Origin of the sequence: Peribacillus sp. YIM B13477 (assembly GCF_042787955.1) — a bacterium.
Classification (GTDB): domain Bacteria; phylum Bacillota; class Bacilli; order Bacillales; family DSM-1321; genus Peribacillus; species Peribacillus frigoritolerans.
The window spans coordinates 208,065-232,357 of record NZ_JBHZPD010000002.1 but is presented as its reverse complement, the minus strand read 5'-3'; the positions used below and the strand labels follow the sequence as shown (position 1 = coordinate 232,357).

25 protein-coding genes are annotated in these 24,293 nt (G+C 39.8%); 16 read left to right on the top strand and 9 right to left on the bottom strand.

Features of this window, described 5'->3' with window-relative positions:
* Window positions 1-119 precede the first annotated feature (119 nt).
* On the top strand, window positions 120-317 hold the full coding sequence (locus ACFX4H_RS07815) for a hypothetical protein (protein ID WP_034314018.1): 198 nt from the start codon (window positions 120-122) through the stop codon (window positions 315-317).
* A 394-nt stretch (window positions 318-711) separates the two neighbouring features.
* The gene (locus ACFX4H_RS07810) at window positions 712-1,515 is read left to right on the top strand and encodes an inositol monophosphatase family protein (RefSeq protein WP_034314016.1); all 804 of its coding nucleotides are present in this window, start codon (window positions 712-714) and stop codon (window positions 1,513-1,515) included.
* 89 nt (window positions 1,516-1,604) lie between these two features.
* On the opposite strand, the gene ACFX4H_RS07805 is transcribed toward ACFX4H_RS07810, so the two are convergent.
* Window positions 1,605-1,787: a YlaF family protein gene (locus ACFX4H_RS07805; RefSeq protein ID WP_034314013.1), complete on the bottom strand. Its 183-nt coding sequence runs from the start codon at window positions 1,785-1,787 to the stop codon at window positions 1,605-1,607.
* 124 nt (window positions 1,788-1,911) lie between these two features.
* Between ACFX4H_RS07805 and typA the strand changes: the two genes are divergently transcribed.
* Genes typA through ACFX4H_RS07790 form a run of 3 tightly spaced genes read left to right on the top strand, consistent with a single transcriptional unit; the run spans window position 1,912 to window position 4,379 of the window.
* Window positions 1,912-3,759 carry a translational GTPase TypA gene (typA, locus tag ACFX4H_RS07800; protein WP_034314011.1) on the top strand — a complete coding sequence of 616 codons (1,848 nt, stop codon included), beginning with the start codon at window positions 1,912-1,914 and terminating at the stop codon, window positions 3,757-3,759.
* Window positions 3,760-3,781: 22 nt separating this feature from the next.
* The gene (locus ACFX4H_RS07795) at window positions 3,782-4,090 is read left to right on the top strand and encodes a YlaH-like family protein (protein WP_034314008.1); all 309 of its coding nucleotides are present in this window, start codon (window positions 3,782-3,784) and stop codon (window positions 4,088-4,090) included.
* Between the two features lie 4 nt (window positions 4,091-4,094).
* Window positions 4,095-4,379, top strand: coding sequence for a hypothetical protein (locus ACFX4H_RS07790; protein WP_034315418.1), 285 nt, complete (start codon window positions 4,095-4,097; stop codon window positions 4,377-4,379).
* A 38-nt stretch (window positions 4,380-4,417) separates the two neighbouring features.
* Here the strand turns inward: ACFX4H_RS07790 and ACFX4H_RS07785 are convergent, their stop codons facing one another.
* From ACFX4H_RS07785 to ACFX4H_RS07775, 3 genes are all read right to left on the bottom strand, one after another.
* Entirely contained in the window at window positions 4,418-4,849 is a 432-nt protein-coding gene (locus ACFX4H_RS07785; RefSeq protein WP_052137470.1) for a hypothetical protein, read from the bottom strand.
* Window positions 4,833-5,033 carry a YlaI family protein gene (locus ACFX4H_RS07780; RefSeq protein WP_072272690.1) on the bottom strand — a complete coding sequence of 67 codons (201 nt, stop codon included), beginning with the start codon at window positions 5,031-5,033 and terminating at the stop codon, window positions 4,833-4,835. The genes ACFX4H_RS07785 and ACFX4H_RS07780 overlap by 17 nt, the downstream gene beginning before the upstream one ends.
* 145 nt (window positions 5,034-5,178) lie before the next feature.
* Window positions 5,179-5,778, bottom strand: coding sequence for a YhcN/YlaJ family sporulation lipoprotein (locus tag ACFX4H_RS07775; protein WP_034314005.1), 600 nt, complete (start codon window positions 5,776-5,778; stop codon window positions 5,179-5,181).
* A gap of 261 nt (window positions 5,779-6,039) precedes the next feature.
* Between ACFX4H_RS07775 and ACFX4H_RS07770 the strand changes: the two genes are divergently transcribed.
* Window positions 6,040-7,371, top strand: coding sequence for a PhoH family protein (locus ACFX4H_RS07770; RefSeq protein ID WP_034314003.1), 1,332 nt, complete (start codon window positions 6,040-6,042; stop codon window positions 7,369-7,371).
* A 62-nt stretch (window positions 7,372-7,433) separates the two neighbouring features.
* Here ACFX4H_RS07770 and ACFX4H_RS07765 read toward each other — a convergent pair whose 3' ends face one another.
* Window positions 7,434-7,937, bottom strand: coding sequence for a hypothetical protein (locus ACFX4H_RS07765; protein WP_034313999.1), 504 nt, complete (start codon window positions 7,935-7,937; stop codon window positions 7,434-7,436).
* Window positions 7,938-8,158: 221 nt separating this feature from the next.
* Between ACFX4H_RS07765 and ACFX4H_RS07760 the strand changes: the two genes are divergently transcribed.
* Complete coding sequence (locus ACFX4H_RS07760) at window positions 8,159-8,440, top strand: Fpa/YlaN family protein (protein WP_034313996.1); 282 nt, start codon at window positions 8,159-8,161, stop codon at window positions 8,438-8,440.
* Window positions 8,441-9,047: 607 nt separating this feature from the next.
* Window positions 9,048-12,485, top strand: a complete 3,438-nt coding sequence (pyc, locus tag ACFX4H_RS07755; protein ID WP_034313994.1) for a pyruvate carboxylase — start codon at window positions 9,048-9,050, stop codon at window positions 12,483-12,485.
* Between the two features lie 182 nt (window positions 12,486-12,667).
* Here pyc and ACFX4H_RS07750 read toward each other — a convergent pair whose 3' ends face one another.
* Window positions 12,668-13,654, bottom strand: a complete 987-nt coding sequence (locus ACFX4H_RS07750) for a COX15/CtaA family protein (protein WP_034313992.1) — start codon at window positions 13,652-13,654, stop codon at window positions 12,668-12,670.
* Between the two features lie 600 nt (window positions 13,655-14,254).
* Here ACFX4H_RS07750 and cyoE point away from each other — a divergent pair.
* The 7 genes from cyoE to ACFX4H_RS07715 all read left to right on the top strand — a co-directional run bounded on the left by cyoE (window position 14,255) and on the right by ACFX4H_RS07715 (window position 21,107).
* The gene (cyoE, locus tag ACFX4H_RS07745) at window positions 14,255-15,193 is read left to right on the top strand and encodes a heme o synthase (RefSeq protein ID WP_034313989.1); all 939 of its coding nucleotides are present in this window, start codon (window positions 14,255-14,257) and stop codon (window positions 15,191-15,193) included.
* Window positions 15,194-15,446: 253 nt separating this feature from the next.
* Complete coding sequence (gene coxB, locus ACFX4H_RS07740) at window positions 15,447-16,529, top strand: cytochrome c oxidase subunit II (RefSeq protein ID WP_127777005.1); 1,083 nt, start codon at window positions 15,447-15,449, stop codon at window positions 16,527-16,529.
* A gap of 24 nt (window positions 16,530-16,553) precedes the next feature.
* Window positions 16,554-18,425, top strand: coding sequence for a cytochrome c oxidase subunit I (ctaD, locus tag ACFX4H_RS07735; protein WP_054396968.1), 1,872 nt, complete (start codon window positions 16,554-16,556; stop codon window positions 18,423-18,425).
* Window positions 18,425-19,054, top strand: a complete 630-nt coding sequence (locus ACFX4H_RS07730) for a cytochrome (ubi)quinol oxidase subunit III (RefSeq protein WP_048684533.1) — start codon at window positions 18,425-18,427, stop codon at window positions 19,052-19,054. Before ctaD ends, ACFX4H_RS07730 begins: the two co-directional genes overlap by 1 nt.
* Before the next feature lie 3 nt (window positions 19,055-19,057).
* Entirely contained in the window at window positions 19,058-19,393 is a 336-nt protein-coding gene (ctaF, locus tag ACFX4H_RS07725) for a cytochrome c oxidase subunit IVB (RefSeq protein ID WP_034313978.1), read from the top strand.
* Window positions 19,394-19,535: 142 nt separating this feature from the next.
* The gene (gene ctaG / locus ACFX4H_RS07720; RefSeq protein ID WP_377434864.1) at window positions 19,536-20,438 is read left to right on the top strand and encodes a cytochrome c oxidase assembly factor CtaG; all 903 of its coding nucleotides are present in this window, start codon (window positions 19,536-19,538) and stop codon (window positions 20,436-20,438) included.
* A gap of 207 nt (window positions 20,439-20,645) precedes the next feature.
* Entirely contained in the window at window positions 20,646-21,107 is a 462-nt protein-coding gene (locus ACFX4H_RS07715; protein WP_034313975.1) for a DUF420 domain-containing protein, read from the top strand.
* A 110-nt stretch (window positions 21,108-21,217) separates the two neighbouring features.
* Here the strand turns inward: ACFX4H_RS07715 and ACFX4H_RS07710 are convergent, their stop codons facing one another.
* Window positions 21,218-21,580, bottom strand: coding sequence for a YugN family protein (locus tag ACFX4H_RS07710; protein WP_034313973.1), 363 nt, complete (start codon window positions 21,578-21,580; stop codon window positions 21,218-21,220).
* A 345-nt stretch (window positions 21,581-21,925) separates the two neighbouring features.
* On the opposite strand from ACFX4H_RS07710, the gene ACFX4H_RS07705 reads away from it, so the two are divergent.
* The gene (locus tag ACFX4H_RS07705) at window positions 21,926-22,960 is read left to right on the top strand and encodes a CAP domain-containing protein (protein WP_237752149.1); all 1,035 of its coding nucleotides are present in this window, start codon (window positions 21,926-21,928) and stop codon (window positions 22,958-22,960) included.
* A 180-nt stretch (window positions 22,961-23,140) separates the two neighbouring features.
* On the opposite strand, the gene ACFX4H_RS07700 is transcribed toward ACFX4H_RS07705, so the two are convergent.
* Window positions 23,141-23,473 (bottom strand): transposase, encoded by a 333-nt coding sequence (locus tag ACFX4H_RS07700; RefSeq protein WP_377434863.1) that lies wholly within the window; start codon window positions 23,471-23,473, stop codon window positions 23,141-23,143.
* Window positions 23,474-23,700: 227 nt separating this feature from the next.
* Window positions 23,701-23,817: a hypothetical protein gene (locus ACFX4H_RS26825; RefSeq protein ID WP_483878186.1), complete on the bottom strand. Its 117-nt coding sequence runs from the start codon at window positions 23,815-23,817 to the stop codon at window positions 23,701-23,703.
* Window positions 23,818-24,293 lie beyond the last annotated feature (476 nt).

The following is a 24,293-nucleotide window of genomic DNA, read 5'->3' as shown; positions in this document are numbered from 1 at the left end:
TTGGCAATGTAAAATTCCTTATAGGTTATAGCACAAATTAGTTGCTATTTGAGGTAGGAAGTCATATGATAATATAAATTCAGAAAATTACGTTAATTAACGAAGGGAGAATGTTAATTATGAAACAAGTCATGAACCAAGCATTAAAAGCTAAAGAAGTTGAAAGACATAGAGCTGCAGTGTTAAGAATGGAAATGGACTATGAATTAGCAACCCTTTTTGAAGCAATCGGTGAAGAGAATGACCAAAAGAGGTCACAATGCAAGCAAAGACTAGAACGCATCCGCTTGGAATTGTTGAAACTGAAAGCCTTGTAAATGATTGGCTGCAGAGACCTTGAAGGAGAATGAATTAAGGAAATGAATCAATTTCAATACAAGGAATTTTATTATAGATGAACGGACACTTTATTTTATTAAAAAATAATGTGTCCGTTTTTCATTAAATGTCCAATATATATAAGGTGGAATTTCATTTGGTCTCGAGTCCATTTAATAAGGAAGGGGAACGTCAATTAAAGGAGAATATTCTTGCTGGCTAAATCATGATTACGATTAATGGATGGGCAGTCAAGGAAACTTCTTTCCTCATCAGTTAAAAAAATGGAAAATTTAAGATGTTAAAAGCTTGAAGGCAAGCTATATTTGCTTTAATCTTTAAAAGAGGATCATTTTAATGTAGTTTCTGATCATAAAGGACGGGGATATTATAATGGCATCGGTCAAGGAAATGGATACATATGCGAAGTTATGGATGAAAGAAGCCGGTAATAGGCTAAGGGCGTCCTTCAAAACCAAGTTGAATATTGAAATGAAAACGAATCCGAATGATTTGGTAACTAATATGGATAAGGGGATAGAAAAGTTTTTTTGCGAAAAAATCGGCGAAGCTTTTCCAGAACACCGCATTTTTGGTGAAGAGGGAATGGGCAATGATATTAAAGACCTAAAAGGTACGGTGTGGATCATCGATCCAATTGATGGAACTTTGAACTTCATTCATCAACAGAGGAATTTTGCGATTTCTCTTGGGGTTTATGTGGATGGCATCGGAAAGATTGGCATGGTTTATGATGTTTTTAGTGATGAATTATATCATGCGATTAAGGGACAAGGAGCATTTCTGAATGATCAAAGGCTCCCATCTCTTGAAGAGGCATCGGTAAACAAAGCGATCATTTCCATTAATGCAAGCTGGGTAACGGAAAACCGGAGGATCGACCCTAGTCTTTTGGCACCGCTGGTCCGGGATGCACGAGGAACACGTTCTTATGGTTCGGCAGCGTTGGAGCTGGCATTCGTGGCCGCTGGAAGGATTGATGCATACATAACCATGAGACTCATGCCTTGGGACTTTGCCGGGGGAGTTTTACTGGTCGAGGAAGTGGGCGGGGAAGTTAGTAATGTTAAAGGTGACAAATTGGATTTTTTAAAAGGCGACTCGCTTTTCGTATCAAAACCAGGGCTACACAAAGAAGTATTTGACAAATACTTATCAGGAAACTCCAGCCGTTAGTATCAAGGACTGATTGCGGCCATGATAAAAGTCTCGGATAGAAATTATTAACAAAAAAAAACTCGCTGTCTGTCAGCGAGTTTTTTATATTATAACTTCCCGGCTTCACGTAATTTCTTCTTCTGGGTGAAACCGAACCCCATGATTCCGCAAAGAATAACGATTGCAGCCAATATTCCAATCAAGCTTTTTTCAGCAATGAAGATGCCAATGGAGCCAATGCTTGATGTTGCCAATACAGCTAATATTAAGAAATTCCATTTAATGTTCATTAATATCACCCCTAATATATCTATTGTACATAATTTCTGTATTTGTTTCTAGTATGTTTGTGATATAATATGTAAGTTAATACTAGTGATACGTTTTACACAAACTTTTTTAGGAGTGAATTTTTTGAAATTAAGAGAAAATATTCGTAATATAGCCATCATTGCTCACGTTGACCATGGTAAAACGACGTTAGTGGATCAGTTGCTAAAGCAATCTGGTACTTTCCGTGAAAATGAACATGTGGAAGAACGTGCGATGGATTCTAATGCGATTGAAAAAGAACGCGGAATTACGATTCTTGCGAAAAATACAGCAGTTCAATACCAAGATACAAGAATCAATATTTTGGATACACCTGGTCATGCCGACTTTGGTGGTGAAGTGGAACGGATCATGAAAATGGTCGATGGCGTTCTTCTTGTTGTTGATGCATATGAAGGCTGTATGCCGCAAACTCGCTTCGTGTTGAAAAAAGCATTGGAACAAAAGATCACGCCAATCGTTGTCGTGAACAAAATCGATAAAGATTCTGCACGTCCAAATGAAGTGGTCGATGAAGTAATTGACTTATTCATCGAACTAGGAGCTGAAGAAGAACAATTAGACTTCCCAGTTGTCTTCACTTCAGGTATCGCTGGTACTGCGAGCTTGGATTCAGATCCTGCTAAACAAGAAGAAGACATGACCCCACTTTTCGAAACAATCGTCGAAACGATCCCTGCACCAATTGATAACTCAGATGAACCGCTTCAATTCCAAGTGGCTTTACTTGACTATAATGATTATGTAGGACGTATTGGCGTTGGCCGTGTATTCCGCGGTAAAATGCATGTAGGTCAACAAGTTTCATTAATGAAACTTGATGGAAAGGTTAAACAATTCCGTGTAACTAAAATCTTTGGTTATATTGGTTTGAAGAAAGTTGAAATCCAAGAAGCCGTTGCCGGTGATTTAATTGCCGTTTCTGGTATGGAGGATATTAACGTAGGGGAAACGGTTTGTCCGACCGAGCACCCTGAAGCTCTACCTATCCTGCGTATTGACGAGCCAACATTACAAATGACTTTCCTTGTAAATAACAGCCCATTCGCAGGCCGTGAAGGTAAATTCGTTACAGCTCGTAAAATTGAAGAGCGTTTGAGAAACCAATTGCAGACTGATGTCAGCTTAAGAGTCGAAAATACTGATTCTCCGGATGTCTGGATTGTTTCAGGTCGTGGGGAGCTTCACCTTTCCATCCTGATCGAAAACATGAGACGTGAAGGTTATGAACTGCAAGTTTCTAAACCGGAAGTTATCGTTCGTTTGATTGATGGTGTCCGTTGTGAGCCGGTTGAACGTGTACAAATCGATGTACCTGAGGAGCACACTGGTTCGATCATGGAATCAATGGGAGCCCGTAAAGGTGAATTATTGGATATGATCAACAGCGGTAGCGGTCAAGTTCGTTTACTGTTCACGATCCCAGCTCGCGGACTTATTGGCTATTCAACTGAGTTCTTAACGATTACACGCGGATATGGTATCATGAACCATTCATTTGACAGCTATCAACCAATGGCACAAGGTCAAGTCGGCGGAAGACGCCAAGGTGTGCTTGTATCCATGGAATCAGGAAAAACTACACAATACGGTATTATGCAAGTAGAAGACCGCGGTGTTATTTTCGTTGAGCCAGGTACGGATATTTATGAAGGCATGATCGTCGGGGAACATAACCGTGATAGCGATTTGACTGTTAATATCGTTAAAGCGAAACAAATGACCAATATGCGTTCAGCAAATAAAGACCAAACTTCTTCCATGAAAAAACCAAGAATCATGTCCCTTGAAGAAGCTCTGGAATACTTGAACGATGACGAGTACTGTGAAGTAACTCCGGATTCAATCCGCCTTCGTAAAAAAATTCTAGATAAAAACGAGCGTGAAAGAGCAGCTAAAAGAAAAAAAGTTGCTATTGAAGAAAAATAAATAGCAAGAGGAGGAGAAAAGATTGGATATCCAAGAGCGATTATCATTTTTTGCAGCATTGTACAGAGTGGATGAAAATCCTGAAGCAGGAATGTGGTATTTATATTTGACGGTCTTTGGATTATGCATCCTTGTCTATCAGTTAGGTTTTGCCAAAAAGTTACCATTGCTAAAAAATGTGGTCATTTATGTGGTAATGGCACTTGGATGTACCCTTCTTTCTTTCTTTGCGGTGTTTCTCCCTATGGGGGAGGCATTAGTCATCGCTTCGCTTGTTCTGGGGATTTATAGGATCCGTCTTCATAATTCGAGAAAAGAAGAACAGGCTTAAGATGATGAAATCATTACAGGATGCTTTATACAATTGGTTGACGATCAAAGTTGTCTGTGATGCAAGGCCTGATGATTCAGCTGCACGCGATACAGAAATGTTTTTCATGCAGATGCTGAAAGACGATCATCAGGTGATAATCGATTCCGTTACAAAAACAGAACCTTTTTATTTCGTCGAGTACCTTTTGGGAGACGAAATGAAAAAGCAGCGTTATCCGATTGAATTGATTGATATCATGTTAGACCAAATTCAGTTAGAGCCAGAAAAGTATAAAAATATCGAGTAATGATAAAAAGAACCGTGCGATTTACGCACGGTTCTTTTTTATATTGCTTTAGGGAGGGAAAGTCCATAAAAAAGATGTAAGATTGTCCACAAAAAGAAAGCTGTCAAATCAGAAGGAAGGACAACTTCTGTTTTTGACAGCGCCGATAATGGGAAGTAAAGCATGATGGCGGGAATGATCGTGATAAAAGCAAGTGCGTATTTGTTCCATTTCCTGAAAACTTTCAAAGGATGTAGAAAATAAACGTAACTATACGTAATTGCCAGTGAGAAAAGGAGGTGGAAAAAGAATAATGATTCCTCACTCCAGGAAACCGCTCCCATTAGGGGGAGGAAATCCACATTCAATAAAAGCTTATACACTTGTTTACCGGATAGCATTTCGACCCACTTCATTATCCATCCAAGCAGAAGTCCATTGATCAGGCCAATTAGAGTAACTTTATGAAATGTTCTACCACTCATCTTCATTTTTGATCGTCCGATAAAGACGGAAGTTACCGGTAGCAATCCGTTCGTTCGTACGCTCTTCTATGCGTTGGTTGCATGTATTGCACATATAGGTATGTATAGGACGGTTTCGAAGTTTCTTCGCTTCTGGGCTATCGTCAGGTATAGATTCAATTTGATCGCATATTACACATTTAACCTTCATATTAGTTGAACCTCACTTCAATTTGAATATGCTTTTAAGTATACCAATATTTTTATGGTAAAACGAGGATAAAGTGAAACTAACAGTTGAACGTTGATTGTTGGGTATGAAAAAGACCCGAAGATTCATTTCGGGTCGGGTAAATTCATTCTTTAAAATGATTGGATTGATCATTTTGCTCTTTATCGAGTTCTTTTCTTTCCGTATCATCATCAAGTTTATTTTTTTCCTTTTCGATGTTCTTAGATGGCGTTGGGGTTAAAATATCACCAGGAACCTCCGGGATGACTCTGCTTGTGATGTCAGCGAGTTCATTTAGTATCCCGGTTACCGGTTTGCCGTCTTTAATATCTTTGGCTACCTCCCTGATCCGCTCATTTAAATCCGGGTCAGCGACGATGATGGCATTAGCACCGTCAGGATCATGTTTTAAAGTTTCTCCGACTGAGTACTTTATCGTTCCAACCTGTGAACGCTCAATATCTTGGTCGATATCTATTCCGACGATGGCGAATTTGCCAAGTACGACTGCGGTGGCATCGTTCACCTCTGGAATGGACTTAGCCAAACCGGTGAGTCTTTCCGCAGTTTGCTGACCTGTATTCCTGTCTGCTTCCTTAATGGTCGTATTATTGACTTTCGTTATATTGTTTTGCGCATTATTTTCAGACACTTCATTTTTATTATCCGTTGCGCAACCTGACATCAACAGAACAGCCGCGAGCGACAATATGATTTTTTGCAATGTACAACCTCCTTAAATGTTCTTTGGTTCCAGCCTGTCCGCCACCGACCAAGTCTGTTGCCATTATTACATGCAGTGAAACATGGTGTAATCAATGTTGGGGATGGGATTCTTTGCTGGAAGTTTTCTTTATAGTCTGTAAATGTTCTTCTATCTTTATGCAAAGGAACATATATTTTATCAACAGTCTCGTCCGCTACATAACTGCTGAGTGTAGTAAATGGTAAGACATATCCTATAGAGCAGGCAGGAGGCGTCATATTGGGGAAAAAAATCTATGTTTTAGATACGAATGTCCTGTTGCAGGATCCGTATTCGATTTATTCATTCGAAGATAATGAAGTTGTCATTCCAGCAGTCGTATTAGAAGAATTGGATTCAAAAAAAAGGTATATGGATGAAATCGGAAGGAATGCCAGGCAAGTATCGAAATTGATCGATAGTTTTCGTGAAAAAGGAAAGCTGCATCAGAGCATTCCGCTTCATAATGGAGGCAGCATAAGGATTGAACTCAACCACCGTTCATTTCACAAACTTCAGGAAATTTTTGTTGAGAAAACGAATGATAACAGGATATTGGCAGTCGCGAAAAATTTATCTTTGGAAGAAGAGACGAAGGAAGATGGAAAAACGGTCATTCTGGTTAGCAAAGATACTCTCGTCAGGGTTAAAGCTGACGCCATCGGTCTAGAGGCAGAGGATTTTTTAAATGATCGCGTTGTAGAACTGGATCATATATACGCTGGGCACAAAGAAGTGTATGTATCGATTGATAACCTGAATAAGTTTTATGAAAAAAGTTTTCTTTCACTGGAAGAACTGACAAAAGATGCATATTACCCAAATCAATTCCTGTTGATGAAGGACACGCTGGGCAGTTCAGCTTCGGCGATTGGGATAGTGGATGAGAACTGCAGGCTAGTCAAGAAATTGATGTATGAAGGGGAGCATATTTGGGGAATTAAACCGAGAAATGTCCAGCAGACCATGGCCCTTGATTTGTTGCTTCGTTCGGATATCCAGCTTGTGACGCTCATTGGTAAGGCGGGGACAGGCAAGACTTTATTGGCATTGGCTACAGGATTGATGCAAACTGAAGATTTGTCACAATATAAGAAACTTTTGGTTGCCAGGCCAATTGTTCCGGTCGGTAAAGATATTGGTTATCTGCCTGGGGAAAAAGAAGAAAAATTAAGACCATGGATGCAGCCTATTTTTGATAATCTCCAATTTCTGTTCAATACGAAAAAACCTGGGGAATTGGATGCGATTTTAGCAGGAATGAGTTCGATCGAAGTTGAAGCCCTCACCTATATCAGGGGAAGGAGCATACCGGATCAGTTCATCATCATCGATGAAGCGCAGAACTTAACGAAACATGAGGTCAAGACAATCTTGACGAGGGTCGGGGAACGGAGCAAAATTGTCTTGATGGGGGACCCGGAGCAAATAGATCATCCTTATTTAGATGAATATAATAATGGTTTGACCTATGTTGTGGAAAAATTCAAGACCGAGCGTATAGCCGGCCATGTTAAATTGATAAAAGGGGAAAGATCGGGATTGGCACAATTGGCAGCTACACTTTTATAATGCAATCGGCAAGGGATTTCCCTTGCCGATTGCCAAAGTTTTTGGCAAGGATGAACGAAGTCTTATTTAACGGTGAAAGACCGTACATTTTTTATCGGATCATTGATGTTGGAAGCGTCTCCGAAATAAATTTCCAGGGGGCCGCCTTCGGATATTTTAAGCGGCTTTCCATCCTTGGAAAAGCCCAGGAAAAATTCAAGTGCCGTTGCCAACGGGAATGTAAGCTCCTCATCATCGGTTGTAACGATGACTTCGGTCACCCCATTTTCAGGTTCGGCGTTTTTTAAAAACGGTTCAAAAGGGATGCCGAAAGTCCCTTCCAGCAATCTTTGCTTCTCGAACTTTCGTTCCGTTTTTATTGTGGGTGGCATTATTGCGCCTTCCTGTATTTCTTTTTGCCAATGTTTCGAGGCGGCAATCGTATATTCTTCTAATTCATTGACTTGGACTCTTTCAGCGTGGAAATATGTATCGATTTCAACTTTACGGTCATCAAAAATCCATACTCCAGGATCTAGCGTAATAGGATATTTCACTTTTCCATTTATAAATACGATGGGTTCCAAATATCTCATTCCTTTCTGTTGCTCTTTAATGATTATAATCAATTATAATAGAAATGTCACATCTTCAAGATGGTGAACAAATTCCATGGCTGGGTATATCCATTTGAGAGGTGATCGTGATACCTCAATGGCAAATTGTTCGTCAATGTCCTTGCTTTTTCACAAAACTAAAGGTAGAATTTAGAGATAAGATTTAATCGCTCTGAGCGGGGGGATTTAACATGGCATCTGATATGCTTGTCAATCATCGAGAAAAAGCTTATGCTTTATTAAAAGCAGATGCTGACAAGATTCTAAAACTGATAAAAGTTCAAATGGAAAATCTCACTATGCCTCAATGTCCTTTATATGAAGAGGTACTTGATACGCAAATGTTCGGCCTATCACGAGAAATCGATTTTGCCGTACGCTTAGGTTTGGTAGAGGAGACCGAGGGTAAATCCCTTTTGGAAACCCTTGAACAGGAATTGTCAGTTTTGCATGAAGCATCGTTAAAAAAATAATAGATAAAACATACTAACTCAAACAAATCTCGATGATTGTTTGAGTTTTTTATTTATATATACAATTAATGAATAATGTTATACTATATCTAATAGTGACATACTAATTAGTTCACGAAGCTCAATTTTAGTTTTCTCATTCTTTTGAATTTTTTCTAAGTTCAATGGTCATCTTCCGATTTTTAAAAAAATATTCCCTGTGGGATTTTCCGGTCATATGGCTTTGATCAATAATGGATCGATAGTAGGGGAGTCAGATCTAATTCCCTGTTTTTTTATACGAATATATGTAATTTTTTATTTTTTTATTGTATTCAGTTAATTTTAGTATTATTGTTATATTAATTGAATGTTAAATCAAATTGATAATATATTATTATAGCTAAATTTTAATTTGTTAAGGATATATGGCTCTTTTTTTGTCTTTATCAGATGTGAAAAACGAAAATATAAAATATATCGAAATAATTACATCAGCGATAAAATGAGCCTAAACAGATTGGACTCCTTAATTGGGAAATCAATTCATGAATAAAAAGTTGTGGAAATCTTTCACGCTTTTTTTCTATATATTCAATAAAAATACATATTGATTAGGGTGGTAGCAATGGGGAAACGTATAGAAAAAGTACTTGCGGCAAATCGCGGGGAAATAGCGATAAGGATTTTTCGAGCTTGTACGGAATTAGACATTCACACAGTTGCAATCTATTCAAAGGAAGATTATGGTTCTTATCACAGATATAAAGCGGATGAGGCATATTTGGTCGGGGAAGGCAAAAAGCCGATTGATGCATACCTCGATATTGAAGGCATAATTGCGATTGCCAAAATGAGTGGCGTCGATGCGATTCATCCCGGTTATGGTTTCCTTTCAGAAAATATTGAATTTGCGAAACGTTGTGAGGAAGAGGGCATAATCTTCATCGGACCAGAATCAAGACACCTAGATATGTTTGGTGACAAAGTAAAAGCTAGAACACAAGCTGAACTGGCGGATATTCCGGTTATCCCTGGTAGCGATGGACCGGTGACCAGTGTTGAAGAAGTCAAGGAATTTGGTGAACGATACGGTTTTCCAATCATTATAAAAGCCTCATTAGGCGGCGGCGGACGCGGAATGCGAATTGTCGGAAAAATCGAAGAAGTTGAAGAGGCTTATGATCGCGCAAAATCAGAAGCTAAAGCAGCTTTTGGTAATGATGAAGTCTATGTAGAGAGATTCATACAAAATCCGAAGCATATCGAAGTTCAGATTTTGGCTGATACTCATGGGAATATCGTCCATTTATATGAGCGTGACTGTTCCGTTCAGAGACGGCATCAAAAAGTTGTGGAAGTGGCACCTTCCGTCTCCCTTTCCGAAGATTTAAGGGAAAGGATTTGTGAAGCAGCCGTCAAGTTGGCTAAAAATATTGATTATGTAAACGCTGGTACGGTCGAGTTCCTTGTCGCAAATGGCGAGTTTTACTTTATTGAAGTCAATCCACGGGTACAGGTTGAGCATACGATCACTGAAATGATTACGGGCATTGATATCGTTCAATCTCAAATCATGGTAGCTGAAGGGCATGAGCTCCATGGCAAAAAGATCGGAATCCCCGAACAAGCAGGAATTAAAACTCATGGATATGCGATTCAATCAAGGGTGACGACCGAGGATCCATTGAATAATTTCATGCCTGATACCGGGAAAATGATGGTGTACCGTTCCGGTGGGGGATTCGGTGTCCGTCTGGACGCAGGGAATGGGTTCCAAGGTGCGGTCATCACACCATATTATGATTCCCTTCTCGTTAAACTTTCTACTCATGCGCTTTCATTTGAGCAGGCAGCTTCCAAAATGGTTCGTAACCTTAAGGAATTCAGGATTCGTGGTATTAAAACAAATATCCCCTTCCTTGAAAATGTTGTAAAACATGAAAAATTCATAAATGGGGAATATGATACATCATTCATTGATTCAACACCGGAATTATTTAGCTTCCCAATTAGAAAAGACCGTGGGACAAAAATGCTTTCATATATCGGAAATGTGACCGTGAATGGATTCCCGGGAGTCGAGAAAAAGAAAAAACCTGTTTTTGATCCAGCACCGATTCCTAATGTTGGTGGCCTGCCGCTTATCTCGGGTACAAAAAATATACTTGAAGAGCAAGGAGCAGAGGGACTGGTCAATTGGATCAAAGAACAGAAAGAGGTATTGATCACCGATACGACTTTCCGTGATGCACATCAATCTTTACTGGCGACGAGAATCAGGTCGAAAGATATCCTTGATATCGCAGAACCTACAGCAAAACTGCTTCCTGATTTATTTTCAATGGAAATGTGGGGCGGGGCAACTTTCGATGTCGCCTATCGTTTCTTGAAAGAAGATCCGTGGGACAGGCTGTTAAGTTTCAGGAAAAAAGCACCGAATGTCCTATTACAAATGCTTTTAAGGGCTTCAAATGCAGTTGGTTATAAAAATTATCCTGATAATGTCATTCGTGAATTCGTAGAGAAATCAGCGGATGCAGGCGTTGATGTTTTCCGTATCTTCGATAGTTTAAACTGGGTTAAAGGGATGGAATTGGCTATTGATGCAGTACGTCAATCCGGCAAAATTGCAGAAGCTGCCATTTGTTATACAGGGGACTTGAATGATCCATCACGCAGCAAGTATAATATCGACTATTATAAAAATATGGCGGTGGAATTGGAAAAAGCCGGTGCCCATATTTTAGCGATCAAGGATATGGCCGGGCTCTTGAAGCCTGATGCTGCTTACCGCCTTGTCTCGGAACTGAAAGAATCGACATCCCTTCCGATTCATCTGCATACTCATGATACAAGCGGAAATGGAATTTACATGTATTCTAAAGCGATTGAAGCCGGTGTGGATATCGTTGATACGGCGATTGGTTCTTTAGCTGGACTGACTTCGCAGCCAAGTGTACAAACACTTCATTATGCATTGGAGGGTTCAAGCAGACAGCCTAAGTTGGAAGTCGATTCACTAGAGCGTTTAGGAGAATACTGGGGTGAGGTCAGGAAATTCTATCATGACTTCGAAAGCGGAATGAATGCACCTCATACCGAGGTTTACAAACACGAAATGCCAGGCGGTCAATATAGTAATCTGCAGCAGCAAGCCAAAGCAGTTGGGCTGGGAGACCGCTGGCATGAAGTGAAAGAGATGTATCAGCGCGTCAATGTAATGTTCGGCGATATCGTTAAAGTGACTCCTTCATCCAAAGTTGTTGGGGACATGGCTTTATTCATGGTACAAAATAACCTGTCTGAAGAGGATGTTCTGACAAAAGGTAAATCCATCGATTTTCCTGATTCAGTCATAGAGTTATTCGAAGGCTATCTAGGTCAGCCAGTTGGGGGATTCCCTAAAGAGCTTCAGGAAGTTATCCTGAAAGGCAAGAAACCTATAACAGTAAGACCGGGTGAGTTATTGGAAGAAGTGGACTTTGCAGCACTTAAAGAAGAATTATTCAAGGAATTGGGACGGGCAGTCACTGATTTCGATGTGCTTGCATATGCCCTATATCCAAAAGTATTCCTGGACTACAATAAAACGATTGAGCTGTTTGGAGATGTTTCCAACCTCGATACCGCGACTTTCTTATATGGTATGAGGCTAGGGGAAGAAATCGAAGTTGAAATCGAAAAGGGTAAAACGCTTATCGTAAAATTGGTTTCAATCGGCCAGCCATTGGCTGATGGAACACGGGTTGTGTATTTTGAGTTGAATGGTCAATCACGTGAAGTGATCATCAAGGATGAAAACATTAAATCTTCCGTTGTATCAAAAGTAAAAGCTGATCCAAAAAATAAAGAACAAATCGGTGCGACAATGCCAGGTACGGTAATTCGTGTAGTGGTCGAGAAAGGAGATCAGGTCAAGCAGGGTGATCACCTGATCATTACGGAAGCGATGAAAATGGAAACCACCGTGCAAGCACCATTCTCCGGGACCATCAAAGATATTTATGTAAAAGATGGAGAAGCGATCAGTACTGGGGACTTATTGATTGAAATAACTAAGTAATATCGCTGACTGTGACCTTTTGAATGATTTAGGGTATATGGGGTATGCTTGAGGTTTCAAGCTGCCCTACACCCTCTTTCAAGGCAATCCACGGTATCTTAAGACAAAACAAAAACCACCATTCCCTGGGGAATGGTGGTTTTTGTTTTGTCCTATTATATTATTGATTGAACAATCAGAAATTAACGGGCGGGTACTGTTGGTGTTATGTCCTTTTCATCCTGTCCTTTGACTGTGTGCGTGGAGTTTCTTTTTTGCTTGGCCAGTGCATTTTTTTTGCTTCTTGATGTCAATAGCATCAAATAGCTCATTACACCAAAAAAGCAGGCAATGAATAATGCGTGTGTCAATGCGATATATAAGTTTTGCCTTGAGAAAATGATGAAGGCTCCAGCGGTAACCTGTAAAAATACGAGAATGAATGCAGCCATCCAACCGCCATATAACACTTTTTGATTTTTGTAATGTTTTTTTGCGATATAAGCTACATAAGATACCCAAATGAAAATGGCGCCTGCGATTGCACGGTGTCCCATCTGAATCCATTCATAAAGGTTAGAGGGGAGTGCAAGGCTGTCATTTACACATAAAGGCCAATCCTTACAGATAAGACTTGATTCTGTATGCCTTACAAGAGCACCTGTATATACTACTACGAGACAAAAAATCAATACGCCAATGATATGGAATTTCATTCGTTTGTCAACTATAAGTTTTTCGGCTTCGAACTTCTTGTCTACTTCAAAAATCAACAATGTCAGTAAAAAGACGGCAGCAAAGGAAATGAGCGATATGCCGAAATGAAGGGCAAGGACAAAATCGGATTGTGACCAAATGACGGCAGCGGCCCCGATTAACCCTTGTAGTAACAGAAAACCAAAAGAAAGGACGGATAAGAAACGTGCTTCACGGATATGGCCGATTTTTTTCCAAGACATATACGATAAAATTAAAACCAAGAATCCTCCAGCACCTGAAACGAGACGATGGGAAAGTTCAATGACCAATTCAATCGTGATTTTGTCCGGGATCAATTGGCCATTACACAATGGCCAGGACCTGCCGCATCCCATGCCGGAATCCGTCTTCGTGACTAAAGCGCCGCCAAGTAAGATGAAAAGCATTACAATCGTTGTTAAAACAGCAAACCATTTAAGAGACGATTTCACTAGTAGTCCCACCTTTTTCTCTGTAGCAAATTAGGATTGTTCCATAAAATTAATAATAGCATAAGATTTTTCATAATATTTGTCGAACTTCCTCGATATTACACAAAATAGAATGATTTTACAAGTTCAGTTAATATTATAACTATTAATTAAAATGCCTGAAATAGTTGAAAGTTACAAAAGACTTTGATAGAAATAAAGGGAGTGTAAACCTTCAAGTAGGAGCAAAATAGGGATAGAGCCTAGGGGATGATGATAATAGCATACTATTCATGTTCTTGATGAACATCTTACAAGAGCAGTAAATTATTGAGACACAAATTGGTCAAAAATATCCGAAAAATTTTCACAAAAGCTTCCAAAAATGTGTTTTAATATATTGAAGAAATGATTTTACTAAATTTTACTGTTATTAAGCATGATATTAAGAATGATAGCTCTCGATGGATTCCATTGACGACAGTCATTGGTAAATAATTTACTTTTTGTTTACGCTTCCTTGGTTACAAATATCAAAAAGTATGAAATAATGTTCTATAGCATATGTAAGTATTTTTTTTGCATTTGCGTTGTGCTGAATGATTTAAAGGAGGAAAACAAATGTCAGAAACAAGGGGTTTGTCAGAAGCTGTCATGGAGGACAGTAAAGCCGCCCTTCAATCGGATATACCTGAAACAACAGCTTGGAAGGATTTTCTCGCACTTATAAAAGTGGGGATCGTCAATTCAAATATAATTACAGCTTTTACCGGCGTGTGGTTAGCTCTTCATTTTTCGGGGCTTAGCTTCTTAAGCAATCTAGATGTAGTGTTTTATACACTTGCAGGTTCGGCGCTCATAATGGCGGGATCTTGCAGTTTCAATAATTATTATGACCGTGATATCGATCATTTAATGGAAAGAACGAAAAACCGTCCAACGGTAACCGGGAAAGTACAGCCTTCAAAGGTATTGGCGTTAAGTTTCGGCTTAATTGCTGCAGGGCTGATTTTACTTGCATTGACTAATATGACAACTGCCATACTGGGAGCATTCGGCGTCTTCGCCTATGTTGTTTTATATACTATGGTTTTCAAACGTAGATTTGTCTCGAATACGATAATAGGCAGTATATCTGGAGCGGTGCCTCCGCTTATCGGGTGGGCTGCGGTCGACCCGGGCCTTGATAAGATCGCCTGGGTCCTGTTCGCGATCATGTTCTTATGGCAGCCTCCTCATTTTTATGCACTTGCAATGAGGCGTGTCGAAGAATATCGTGCAGCTGGAGTACCTATGCTTCCGGTCGTAAAAGGGTTCAAGGCTGCAAAAAGATCGATTATGCTATGGATCATCTGTTTAATGTTCATTCCTTTCTTTTTAACTCCATTAGGAACACCGCTAGTTATTCTTGCTGCATTATTGAGTACAGGTTGGCTTATTTTGGGAATTAAGGGGTATAAAAAGAAAGACGATGTTAAATGGGCAACATCCATGTTTGTATATTCTTTAAATTATATGACCATTTTATTTGTAGCGATGGTTATTGTCACACTGATCTAGTTTTGGTTTAAATAAACTGGCGGCCTGTTCTTTTACAGGCTCCAGTTTACTAATAAATAAAGCACTGACCGCCATTCATACATATTAACGGAACCAACAGGGGCATACATAAGAGCGGTTACATGAATCAACTTAGTAATTCCTTAGATTAGGGATTCTTTCTTTTTAGAAATTGACATAGAGAGAATATTCGCAATTGCGCCCATTTTTATTTTTGTGAGAAAATTTTGACGAAAGAGGGGTTTCTGAAGCTATGAAAAAAAGGCTGCACAAATGGCGCCTAATTGCTCTGCTGGGAATTGTAGGACTTGTCCTTTCGGGCTGCGGCGAACCATTTCTATCCGCGCTGAAGCCAGCTGGCGATGTTGCGCAATCTCAGTATGACTTACTGATATTGAGTACACTAATCATGGTACTGGTTATTATTGTTGTGATTATTTTGTTCGTTGTAGTTTTACTACGCTTCCGTCGGAAGGAAGGCGACGAAACAATACCGAAACAAATTGAAGGAAGTCATAAACTCGAAATTATCTGGACTGTTATTCCTATCCTTCTTTTAATTGTTCTGGCTGTTCCAACCGTCGTCACGACTTTTGACTTAGCCGACACAAAGGCAATGGATAAGAAAGATAAGGATGGAAAAACGAAGGATGCACTTGTCGTGAATGTTAGGGCAAACCTTTATTGGTGGGAGTTTGAATATCCAGACCTTGGCGTCGTAACAAGTCAGGATTTGGTTGTGCCGACAGATCGAAAAGTGTACTTCAATCTAACTGCTTCAGATGTTAAGCACTCATTCTGGGTACCGTCCGTCGGAGGAAAGATGGATACAAATACAGAAGGGGTCAATCAGTTTTTCTTAGAATTCGACGGTGAAAAGGCAGAAGATTCGAACAACGTATTCTACGGAAAATGTGCTGAGCTTTGCGGTCCTTCACATGCTTTGATGGATTTTAAGGTCATAACGAAGTCTAAAAGCGATTTTGAAGCATGGACTAAAGATATGAAAGCCTCGAAGGAACCTGTCGTTGAAGGCGATCTAGCCAAACAGGGTGAAGATGTCTTTAATCAAAGTTGTATAGGCTGCCATGCGGTGACACCAAATGACAGCAGGCCTGAAGCTGCTCGTCAGGCTCCGAATCTGGCTACATTCGGTGAGCGTCAAAAAGTGGCTGGCGTATTGGATCATACGGAAGAGAATGTGAAGAAATGGATCAAGGATCCTGAGAAGTATAAACCGGGCAACACGATGACCGGTACTTACGGTGAACTTTCGGATTCAGATATTAATGCACTGGCAGCTTATCTATTAGAGCTTAAGGTGGAAGACAAATAGAACATTGATTAAGGAGGTTAAATCGTGAGTACGTACGCTAATAAAAAAGGATTTGGCGCTACGCTTTGGGATTATCTGACGACGGTAGACCATAAGAAGATCGCCATTTTATATCTTATCTCAGGCGGGTTATTCTTTGTAATCGGCGGTTTGGAAGCGATGTTTATCCGTATCCAGCTTGCAATCCCAAATAATGACTTCGTAAGTGCCGGATTTTATAATGAAATATTGACCATGCACGGTACGACTATGATATTTTTGGCAGCCATGCCGTTGGTGTTTGCTGTAATGAATGCGGTCGTACCCTTACAGATAGGGGCACGTGATGTTGCGTTCCCATTTTTGAATTCGTTAGGTTTTTGGCTGTTTTTCTTTGGAGGAGTCTTTCTGAATCTTTCATGGTTTTTAGGAGGGGCTCCTGATGCGGGCTGGACATCATATGCATCACTTTCCCTGCACTCCGAAGGCCATGGTATTGATTTTTACGTCCTGGGATTACAGATATCAGGATTGGGAACATTAATTGCGGGGATCAATTTCCTTGTAACCATTATTAATATGCGTACGCCTGGTATGACATATATGCGTATGCCGCTGTTTACATGGTCAACTTTCGTTGTTTCCGCATTGATATTATTCGCTTTTCCCCCGCTTACGGTAGGATTGGTGTTAATGATGTTCGACAGGATGTTCGGCTCGAATTTCTTTGATGTAGCAGCTGGCGGGAATACAATCATTTGGGAGCATTTATTCTGGATATTCGGTCATCCGGAGGTATATATCCTAATTCTTCCTGCTTTCGGTATTTTTTCCGAGATTTTCGCTACCTTCTCAAGAAAAAGATTATTCGGATATTCATCGATGGTATTTGCAACCGTTTTAATCGGTTTCTTAGGTTTCATGGTTTGGGCGCATCACATGTTTACCACTGGTTTAGGTCCGATCGCGAATGCAATCTTTGCCGTGGCCACGATGGCTATCGCAGTACCGACAGGTATTAAGATATTCAACTGGATCTTTACGATGTGGGGAGGAAGCGTCAAGTTCACGGTACCGATGCTTTATGCAGTTGCCTTTATCCCAACATTTACCATGGGTGGGGTGACAGGTATCATGCTCGCATCAGCACCTGCTGATTATCAATACCATGATAGTTATTTCGTTGTTGCCCATTTCCACTATGTAATCGTCGGTGGGGTTGTATTGGGCTTACTGGCTGGAATCAATTTCTATTGGCCGAAAATGTTTGGAACTATGTTAAGCGAGAAATTGGGACAAATCACATTTTGGACGTTCTTGATCGGTTTCCATTTAACATTCTTCATCCAACATTTCTTAGGTTTAATGGGGATGCCTCGTCGCGTATTTACATTCTTGGACGATCAAGGTCTCAATACAGGTAATATGATCAGTACAGTCGGTGCCTTCTTAATGGCATTTGGGGTATTGGTTATGGTCATCAATATCATCATTACATCTGTTAAGAATGAGAAAGTCGGCAATGATCCATGGGGAGACGGCCGTACGCTTGAATGGGCCATTCCATCACCACCGCCGTTTTATAATTTCAAACAACTTCCGCTTGTCCGCGGATTAGATCCTTACTGGGTTGAAAAAATGGAAGGGAAAAAGGAAATGACTCCTGCAGAACCACTGGGGGATATCCATATGCCGAATTCATCTATACTTCCTTTAACGATTGCCTTGGGTTTATTTGTTGCCGCATTCGGAGCTTTATATAATATGGATGATAAGACATGGACCCTGCCTATAATGATTGTTGGACTTTTGATCACATTCGCTTCAATGTTTATCCGTTCCGTTAAAGACGATCATGGATACCACATTCATAAAGAAGAACTTATGGACGATAAAGACAAGGGAGGTAAGGCATAATGCAAACAGATGAAAGATTCACGGATGCCACTTGGCCTGCTTCTCCCGAGAAAGCGACTTTAGAAGGTAAAAATAAGTATTTGGGATTCTGGTTGTTTCTTGGTGGAGAGACGGTACTATTCGCCTCACTTTTTGCAACTTACCTTGCATTGAAGGATAAAGTTCCAAATGGTGATGCAGCCTTAGCTAAAGACTTGTTCGAATTACCACTGACATTTGTAGCAACCATGCTGTTATTGACCAGTTCATTAACCAGTGTGTATGCGATGTACCATATGAAAAATAACCATTTTAAACAAATGCAAGCATGGCTTGTAATTACGGTTGCACTTGGTTTCGCTTTTCTAGGTCTTGAGATTTATGAATTTAATCACTATGTTCATGAATTCCATCATACCTTTACGAGCAGTGCATTTGGCTCCGCGTTCTATACGTTAGTTGGTTTTCATGGAGGACACGTTGCTTTCGGTTTGGTTTGGATCATATCTCTAATGGTTCGTAATGCAAGAAGAGGCTTGAATTTATATAACGCTCCTAAATTTTATGTTGCGAGTCTATATTGGCATTTCATTGACGTAGTCTGGGTGTTTATCTTTACTGTCGTATACTTAATGGGAATGGTGGGATAACTGATGGCGAATGAACAATCAAATTCAGCGAACCCGAATGTCGATTTAAAATATCGCCGTAAGAAAAATGCTGAAGAGATGAAACACCAAGTAATATCATTTACACTTATGATTTTCTTTACATTACTTGCTTTTGCTGCAGTAGGAATTGAGGGTTTTTCACATTGGTTCATTAAACCGGTCATTTTGCTGCTGGCAGTTGTACAAGTGATTTTCCAATTGTATTATTTCATGCACATGAAGCATAAAGGGCATGGCACCATTGCATTGTTCTTGTTTTCCGGCCTTGCAGTGGGCTTGATAACGGTCCTTGTGTTCCTTACGATTGTTTGGATATAAACCATAAAGAAAATCGGCTATTGAATGATAGCCGGTTTTTCTTTATGTGGTGATTATCATCCAAGTTTATCTATATTTGTTACAATGTTTCATTTTAGGTATAATGGATAGTAAGAAAAAGTTCATGAACGAGGTGATTTTTTTGTCTATTGATATTTTTGGATTTCGCGCTTTGTGGAGTCCTTATTATTTTGCCGCCCTCGTACTTATTACCGTTGGCTATTTTTGGCTGGTGACAAAAAAAAGGGGGAAGTTTCCGGGCAGCTCATCGCTTTCCGTCAAACAGGCAACTTATTTTTTAATAGCCATGTTCCTTCTTTATGTGGTAAAAGGATCGCCGCTGGATTTATTGAGCCATATCATGTTCAGTGCCCACATGTTTCAAATGGCACTGCTCTATCTCGTGATTCCGCCATTATTTATCATTGCGATTCCAGATTGGCTTATGAGAACACTCATAAATTCAAGGGGAGTGAAGCCGTTATTTCAGTTTTTCACGAGACCTCTTATCGCCCTTTTATTATTTAACGTTCTTTTTTCGTTGTACCATATCCCGTTAGTATTCGACTTTATCAAAACGGGGATGTGGATTCATGCCGGATACACGGTCCTTTTATTTACGACTGCCGTTTTGATGTGGTTCCCGCTTGTCAATCAACTGCCCGAACGTGAAAGTCTATCAGGTGTAAAAAAAGTAGCTTATATATTCGGCAGTGGCATTCTAATGACTCCTGCCTGTGCTTTAATCATATTTGCTAATGATCCGATGTATGATACATTCACCAATGCGGAATCTTGGGCCAGTGCCATGGAACTTTGCGTTCCGGCTTCCGCACTATCCGGTTTAACGCTCAGTGGTCCGGAAATGTTCAATGGACTGCCATTGCTTGAGGATCAACAGCTTGGCGGGGTTCTGATGAAAGTGATTCAAGAAATCGTATTAGGCTATGTATTGGGTGTCATTTTCTTTGCTTGGTTCAAAAAGGAGAATGGCGGCCAAAATGATATCGATCCTATACCTTCGGATTTTCAGACTGCAGAATAATTGTACGATAAAAGACTTGTCTTGGGGCGGACAAGTCTTTTATCTGACTTTACCTGATTTTTGAATTAAAGCAAATAGCCAGTAATTTGACCTGGGTATTCTATAAAAGTGAGCATTCTGTTAATAATCCTTGATTTTATTGAATTTTATGATTGCCTCTTATAAAATGGTAGTTGATTAATAAATATAGAGAGGACTACATTTCATATGTCTTTACCAATCCTTCCAACGATAAGTACAGCCTTCATTGTATTAAGTGCCATCACTGTTGCAATAGGCTGGTATCAAATTAAACAGCGCAAAATCGAGACCCATAAAAAAACCATGATGGCAGCTGCGATTTTTGCGGTGATCTTTTTCACTATATATCTTTCTCGGACGGTCTTCATTGGTAGTACGTCGTTTGGCGGACCCGATGACATAAAAATTTATTATACGATTTTTTTGGTTTTCCATATAACGCTTGCAACAACTGGAGCTGTTTTGGGGATCATCATGCTTACCACTGGGTTTAAAGGTAAATTCGCCATTCATAAAAAAATCGGGCCGGCGACAAGCATCATTTGGTTTTTCACTGGGATTACTGGAGTAGCTGTTTACATCCTGCTTTATGTGATTTATCATGGCGGCGAAACAACATCTTTAATAAAGGCAATCCTAGGATTTTAAAATGACAAAAAAGCCTGGTGCAAAAAAAGCATCAGGCTTTTGTATTGGATACAAAAAAGAGAGCATCACACATGATCCTCTCTCTTTGTACCACTTTTCGCTGACGGCTTTTATAGGCCGTTGAATTGTGTAAGTTCTTCTTTGATTTGAGCGAGGATTTTTTCACTTTGTTTAACTAGTGATGCAGGAAAATCCTCTCCTTCACCATATTCAACTCCGTGTGGATAATAGTGTTTTCCTAATAGAGGAACCATTAATTTGATGACGGCCCTGTGAGCGCCAACATCGCCCTCTGTAGCATAGCCAAGTATTCTCAGGTAAAACGTGCCTTCTTTTAATTCGAACTTACGATCGTAACTTACTCTTTCGTAATCCCATTGTTCTGCTCGTATTAAACCATATTGCGGCATTAGGTCATCTAATCGGTTTAAGTCGGCTGTGATGTTTTCGATTCCAAAGCTTTCAAATTTCACGAGTAGTACCTCCTATGTTTACTATTGAGAATTAAAATGACATACCGGGAAAATATTATGTACATGAATATATTAAAAATCTCCAAGTATGTTTATAATATACCATTTTATCCTATATTTTATAATAGTACGAAATGGTGGAAGTTGCAATGAACTCAACCATGGTATTTTAATCATTCACAAAAGTTCCATTTTTAAAATAAATTTAATGAAGGGGCAGTCTAACGTAAATTAGAAAAATATGATTGAACAGTGATATAATCAGGAAAGAAAGGTTTTTGCATTGGATACATAAATTAGATAGAGAGAGGGAGTGTTCCTCTGCGCAGTTTAGGTAAGGTGTTGGTGTTAATCATTATTTTTTTCGTAATCGGTATTTATCTTAATATCGGCGATGAAGATGAAGGGAACCCCCTTATTGATGGTAACAAAGGTGTTAACCCCAATGGACATATAAATGAAAGAAGCACTTCCTCTGAAAAGGAAGGGGTTACTGAAGTGACAGAAGGTCTGGCAGTAACGATCGGGAAAAATGCAAAAGAGATAGAAAGGGAATACGGTAAGCCGGATCGAATTGATTTGTCTGCCTATGGATATGAATGGTGGGTTTATAAAAAGGACTATAATAATTATTTCCAATTAGCCGTTGAAAATGAAAAAGTGGTATCTGCTTATGGAATTGGTGATGAGGTCAATGTCGCTCCTTTTAAAATTGGACAATCGATTGATGCCATCTATTCCAGTTTATATGTGGAACCTACTGTTGATATTGAAGTTGGTCACAGTTCCTATCGTTTTGAATTGTCGGAGGAAGATATGAACATGAGGCCGTTAATTGATTTAGGGAATATTAATGTTCAGCTTTATTTGGATAAGTTCACTGGTACTGTTTCAAGCATCCGATTCTTGAATGATTCCGCCCTATTGAAACAAAAGCCGTATGAGTTGACCTATCATGGTGAACTTGTGAAAGTTAAGGACCTTTCAGATGAGGACATGGCGAAAGTGGATGATGGAAATGAGCAGCAAATATTCGATATTACGAATATCATGCGCAGCAGATTTGATTTGAAGCCTTTAGAATGGGATGCCGCTACTGCGGAGGTTGCTTACCTTCATAGCCGGGAAATGAAGGATACCCCTGAAGGAACCCATGTTTCTGAAACAAAGGGGGATTTGGAAAATCGTCTTGATGCAGGTCATGTGAAATACAGGGCGGCCGGTGAAAATATAGCAGCCCATTATGTGGATGCTGCTGCTGTCATGGAAGGTTGGCTAAATAGCAAAGGACATCGGGATGCGATGCTGAACGAGGAATTTACAGGTCTGGGCGTCGGTGTATATAAAAAGTATTACACCCAGAATTTCATAAAGAGATAAAAAAACGGACCCGGTTTGGGTCCGTTTCAGTTTGTTGACAAGGGGGTCGGAATTAAAAAATTCCGAACCTTTAATATTCCCTTTGAAATTTGACCAAAGGTTAAGAGATTTGAGCTCTTAGAACCACTATGTTATGCCATTTTAGGACCTTGCCATGTCCACGTGGCCATCTTCTTTAAATTAATGGCAGCGAAAGTAAGCATTGGCTTGCATCGACAATTTTTTAAGTCCCCTTAAAGTAGTCCAACGCATAACATGCTTTTCTTTTGCATCTGAGAATATACGCTCAATCGTTTCTTTGCGTTTCGCGTATATAGGTTTTATACCTTGATGATGAAGCAATGATCTGCTTCTTCCACAAATGCTTGCCAGATATGTCGTGTCACTACCTTTTGATGGTCCTTGCTTTCTGTACCGTGATAAATATGAGTATGTTGCACAAATTTGTTTTGGCGATTTGTACTCGCGATAGACCTCTTTATTTGTTGTTGAGGACTTTAAAGTTTTGCACAAAGAGCAAAGGTAACAATCAAAGTGTTCATCGAAACATAAAGAATCCTTCTTTTGTTTGAGGAAGTGTATAGGGTAAAGCAGGTGTGATTACTTTGTTAAATAGGTAGCTTGTAATCGCTGGTGCTTTATAAGCTGCATCTGCGGCAACAGCTTCTCGTTTTCTAACTTTCTCAATCCTAGCTCAACAAGTAGCTTCAAAATATGACTGTCATGTGTATTAGCAGTTGTTACAATCGTTCCCAATACAAAACGTTGCTGTGTCTGCTGCCTGCCATAGTTGTTTCAGTTTCTTCAATCCCTTTACGCATGGAACGAATAACGAAGGTATATTGAATGAATGTCAGTTTAACTAAAATAACTGGTTCAATACTGCGAGTCCTACCTCTGAATACATATCTTTCACCAAGTCATAAATGAAAGTGAAGTCAATGGAAGCCTCCATTTACGAACCAAATGGTTCGCCGGCACCAGTTGATCTAAAGTAATCATTTCAAGTTGTTCTCGTTGAATAGAATGATGTTTCGTAACCATCCTCATCACCTCAAGTTTTAATAGATCTATATTAAAATAAAAAAGACTGTAGGCAAAAGGAGTTCTATCCAAGTTTTTAAACCTAGTTGACTGGAGCGGGTGTGCGAGACTCCTGCGGGAATAGCGAGTCCAAGGGGAGACCCACAGGCGCAAGTGGGCCGAGGGCGGATCGCCCGCGGAAAGCGAGTGCCCTACGTTCCAATCAACGTCCAAATTTGTACAAGCAAAAAAAATGTAGACAAACTCGTTTTTCATCGAGTTTGACTACAGTCTGAAATGGACCCGATTT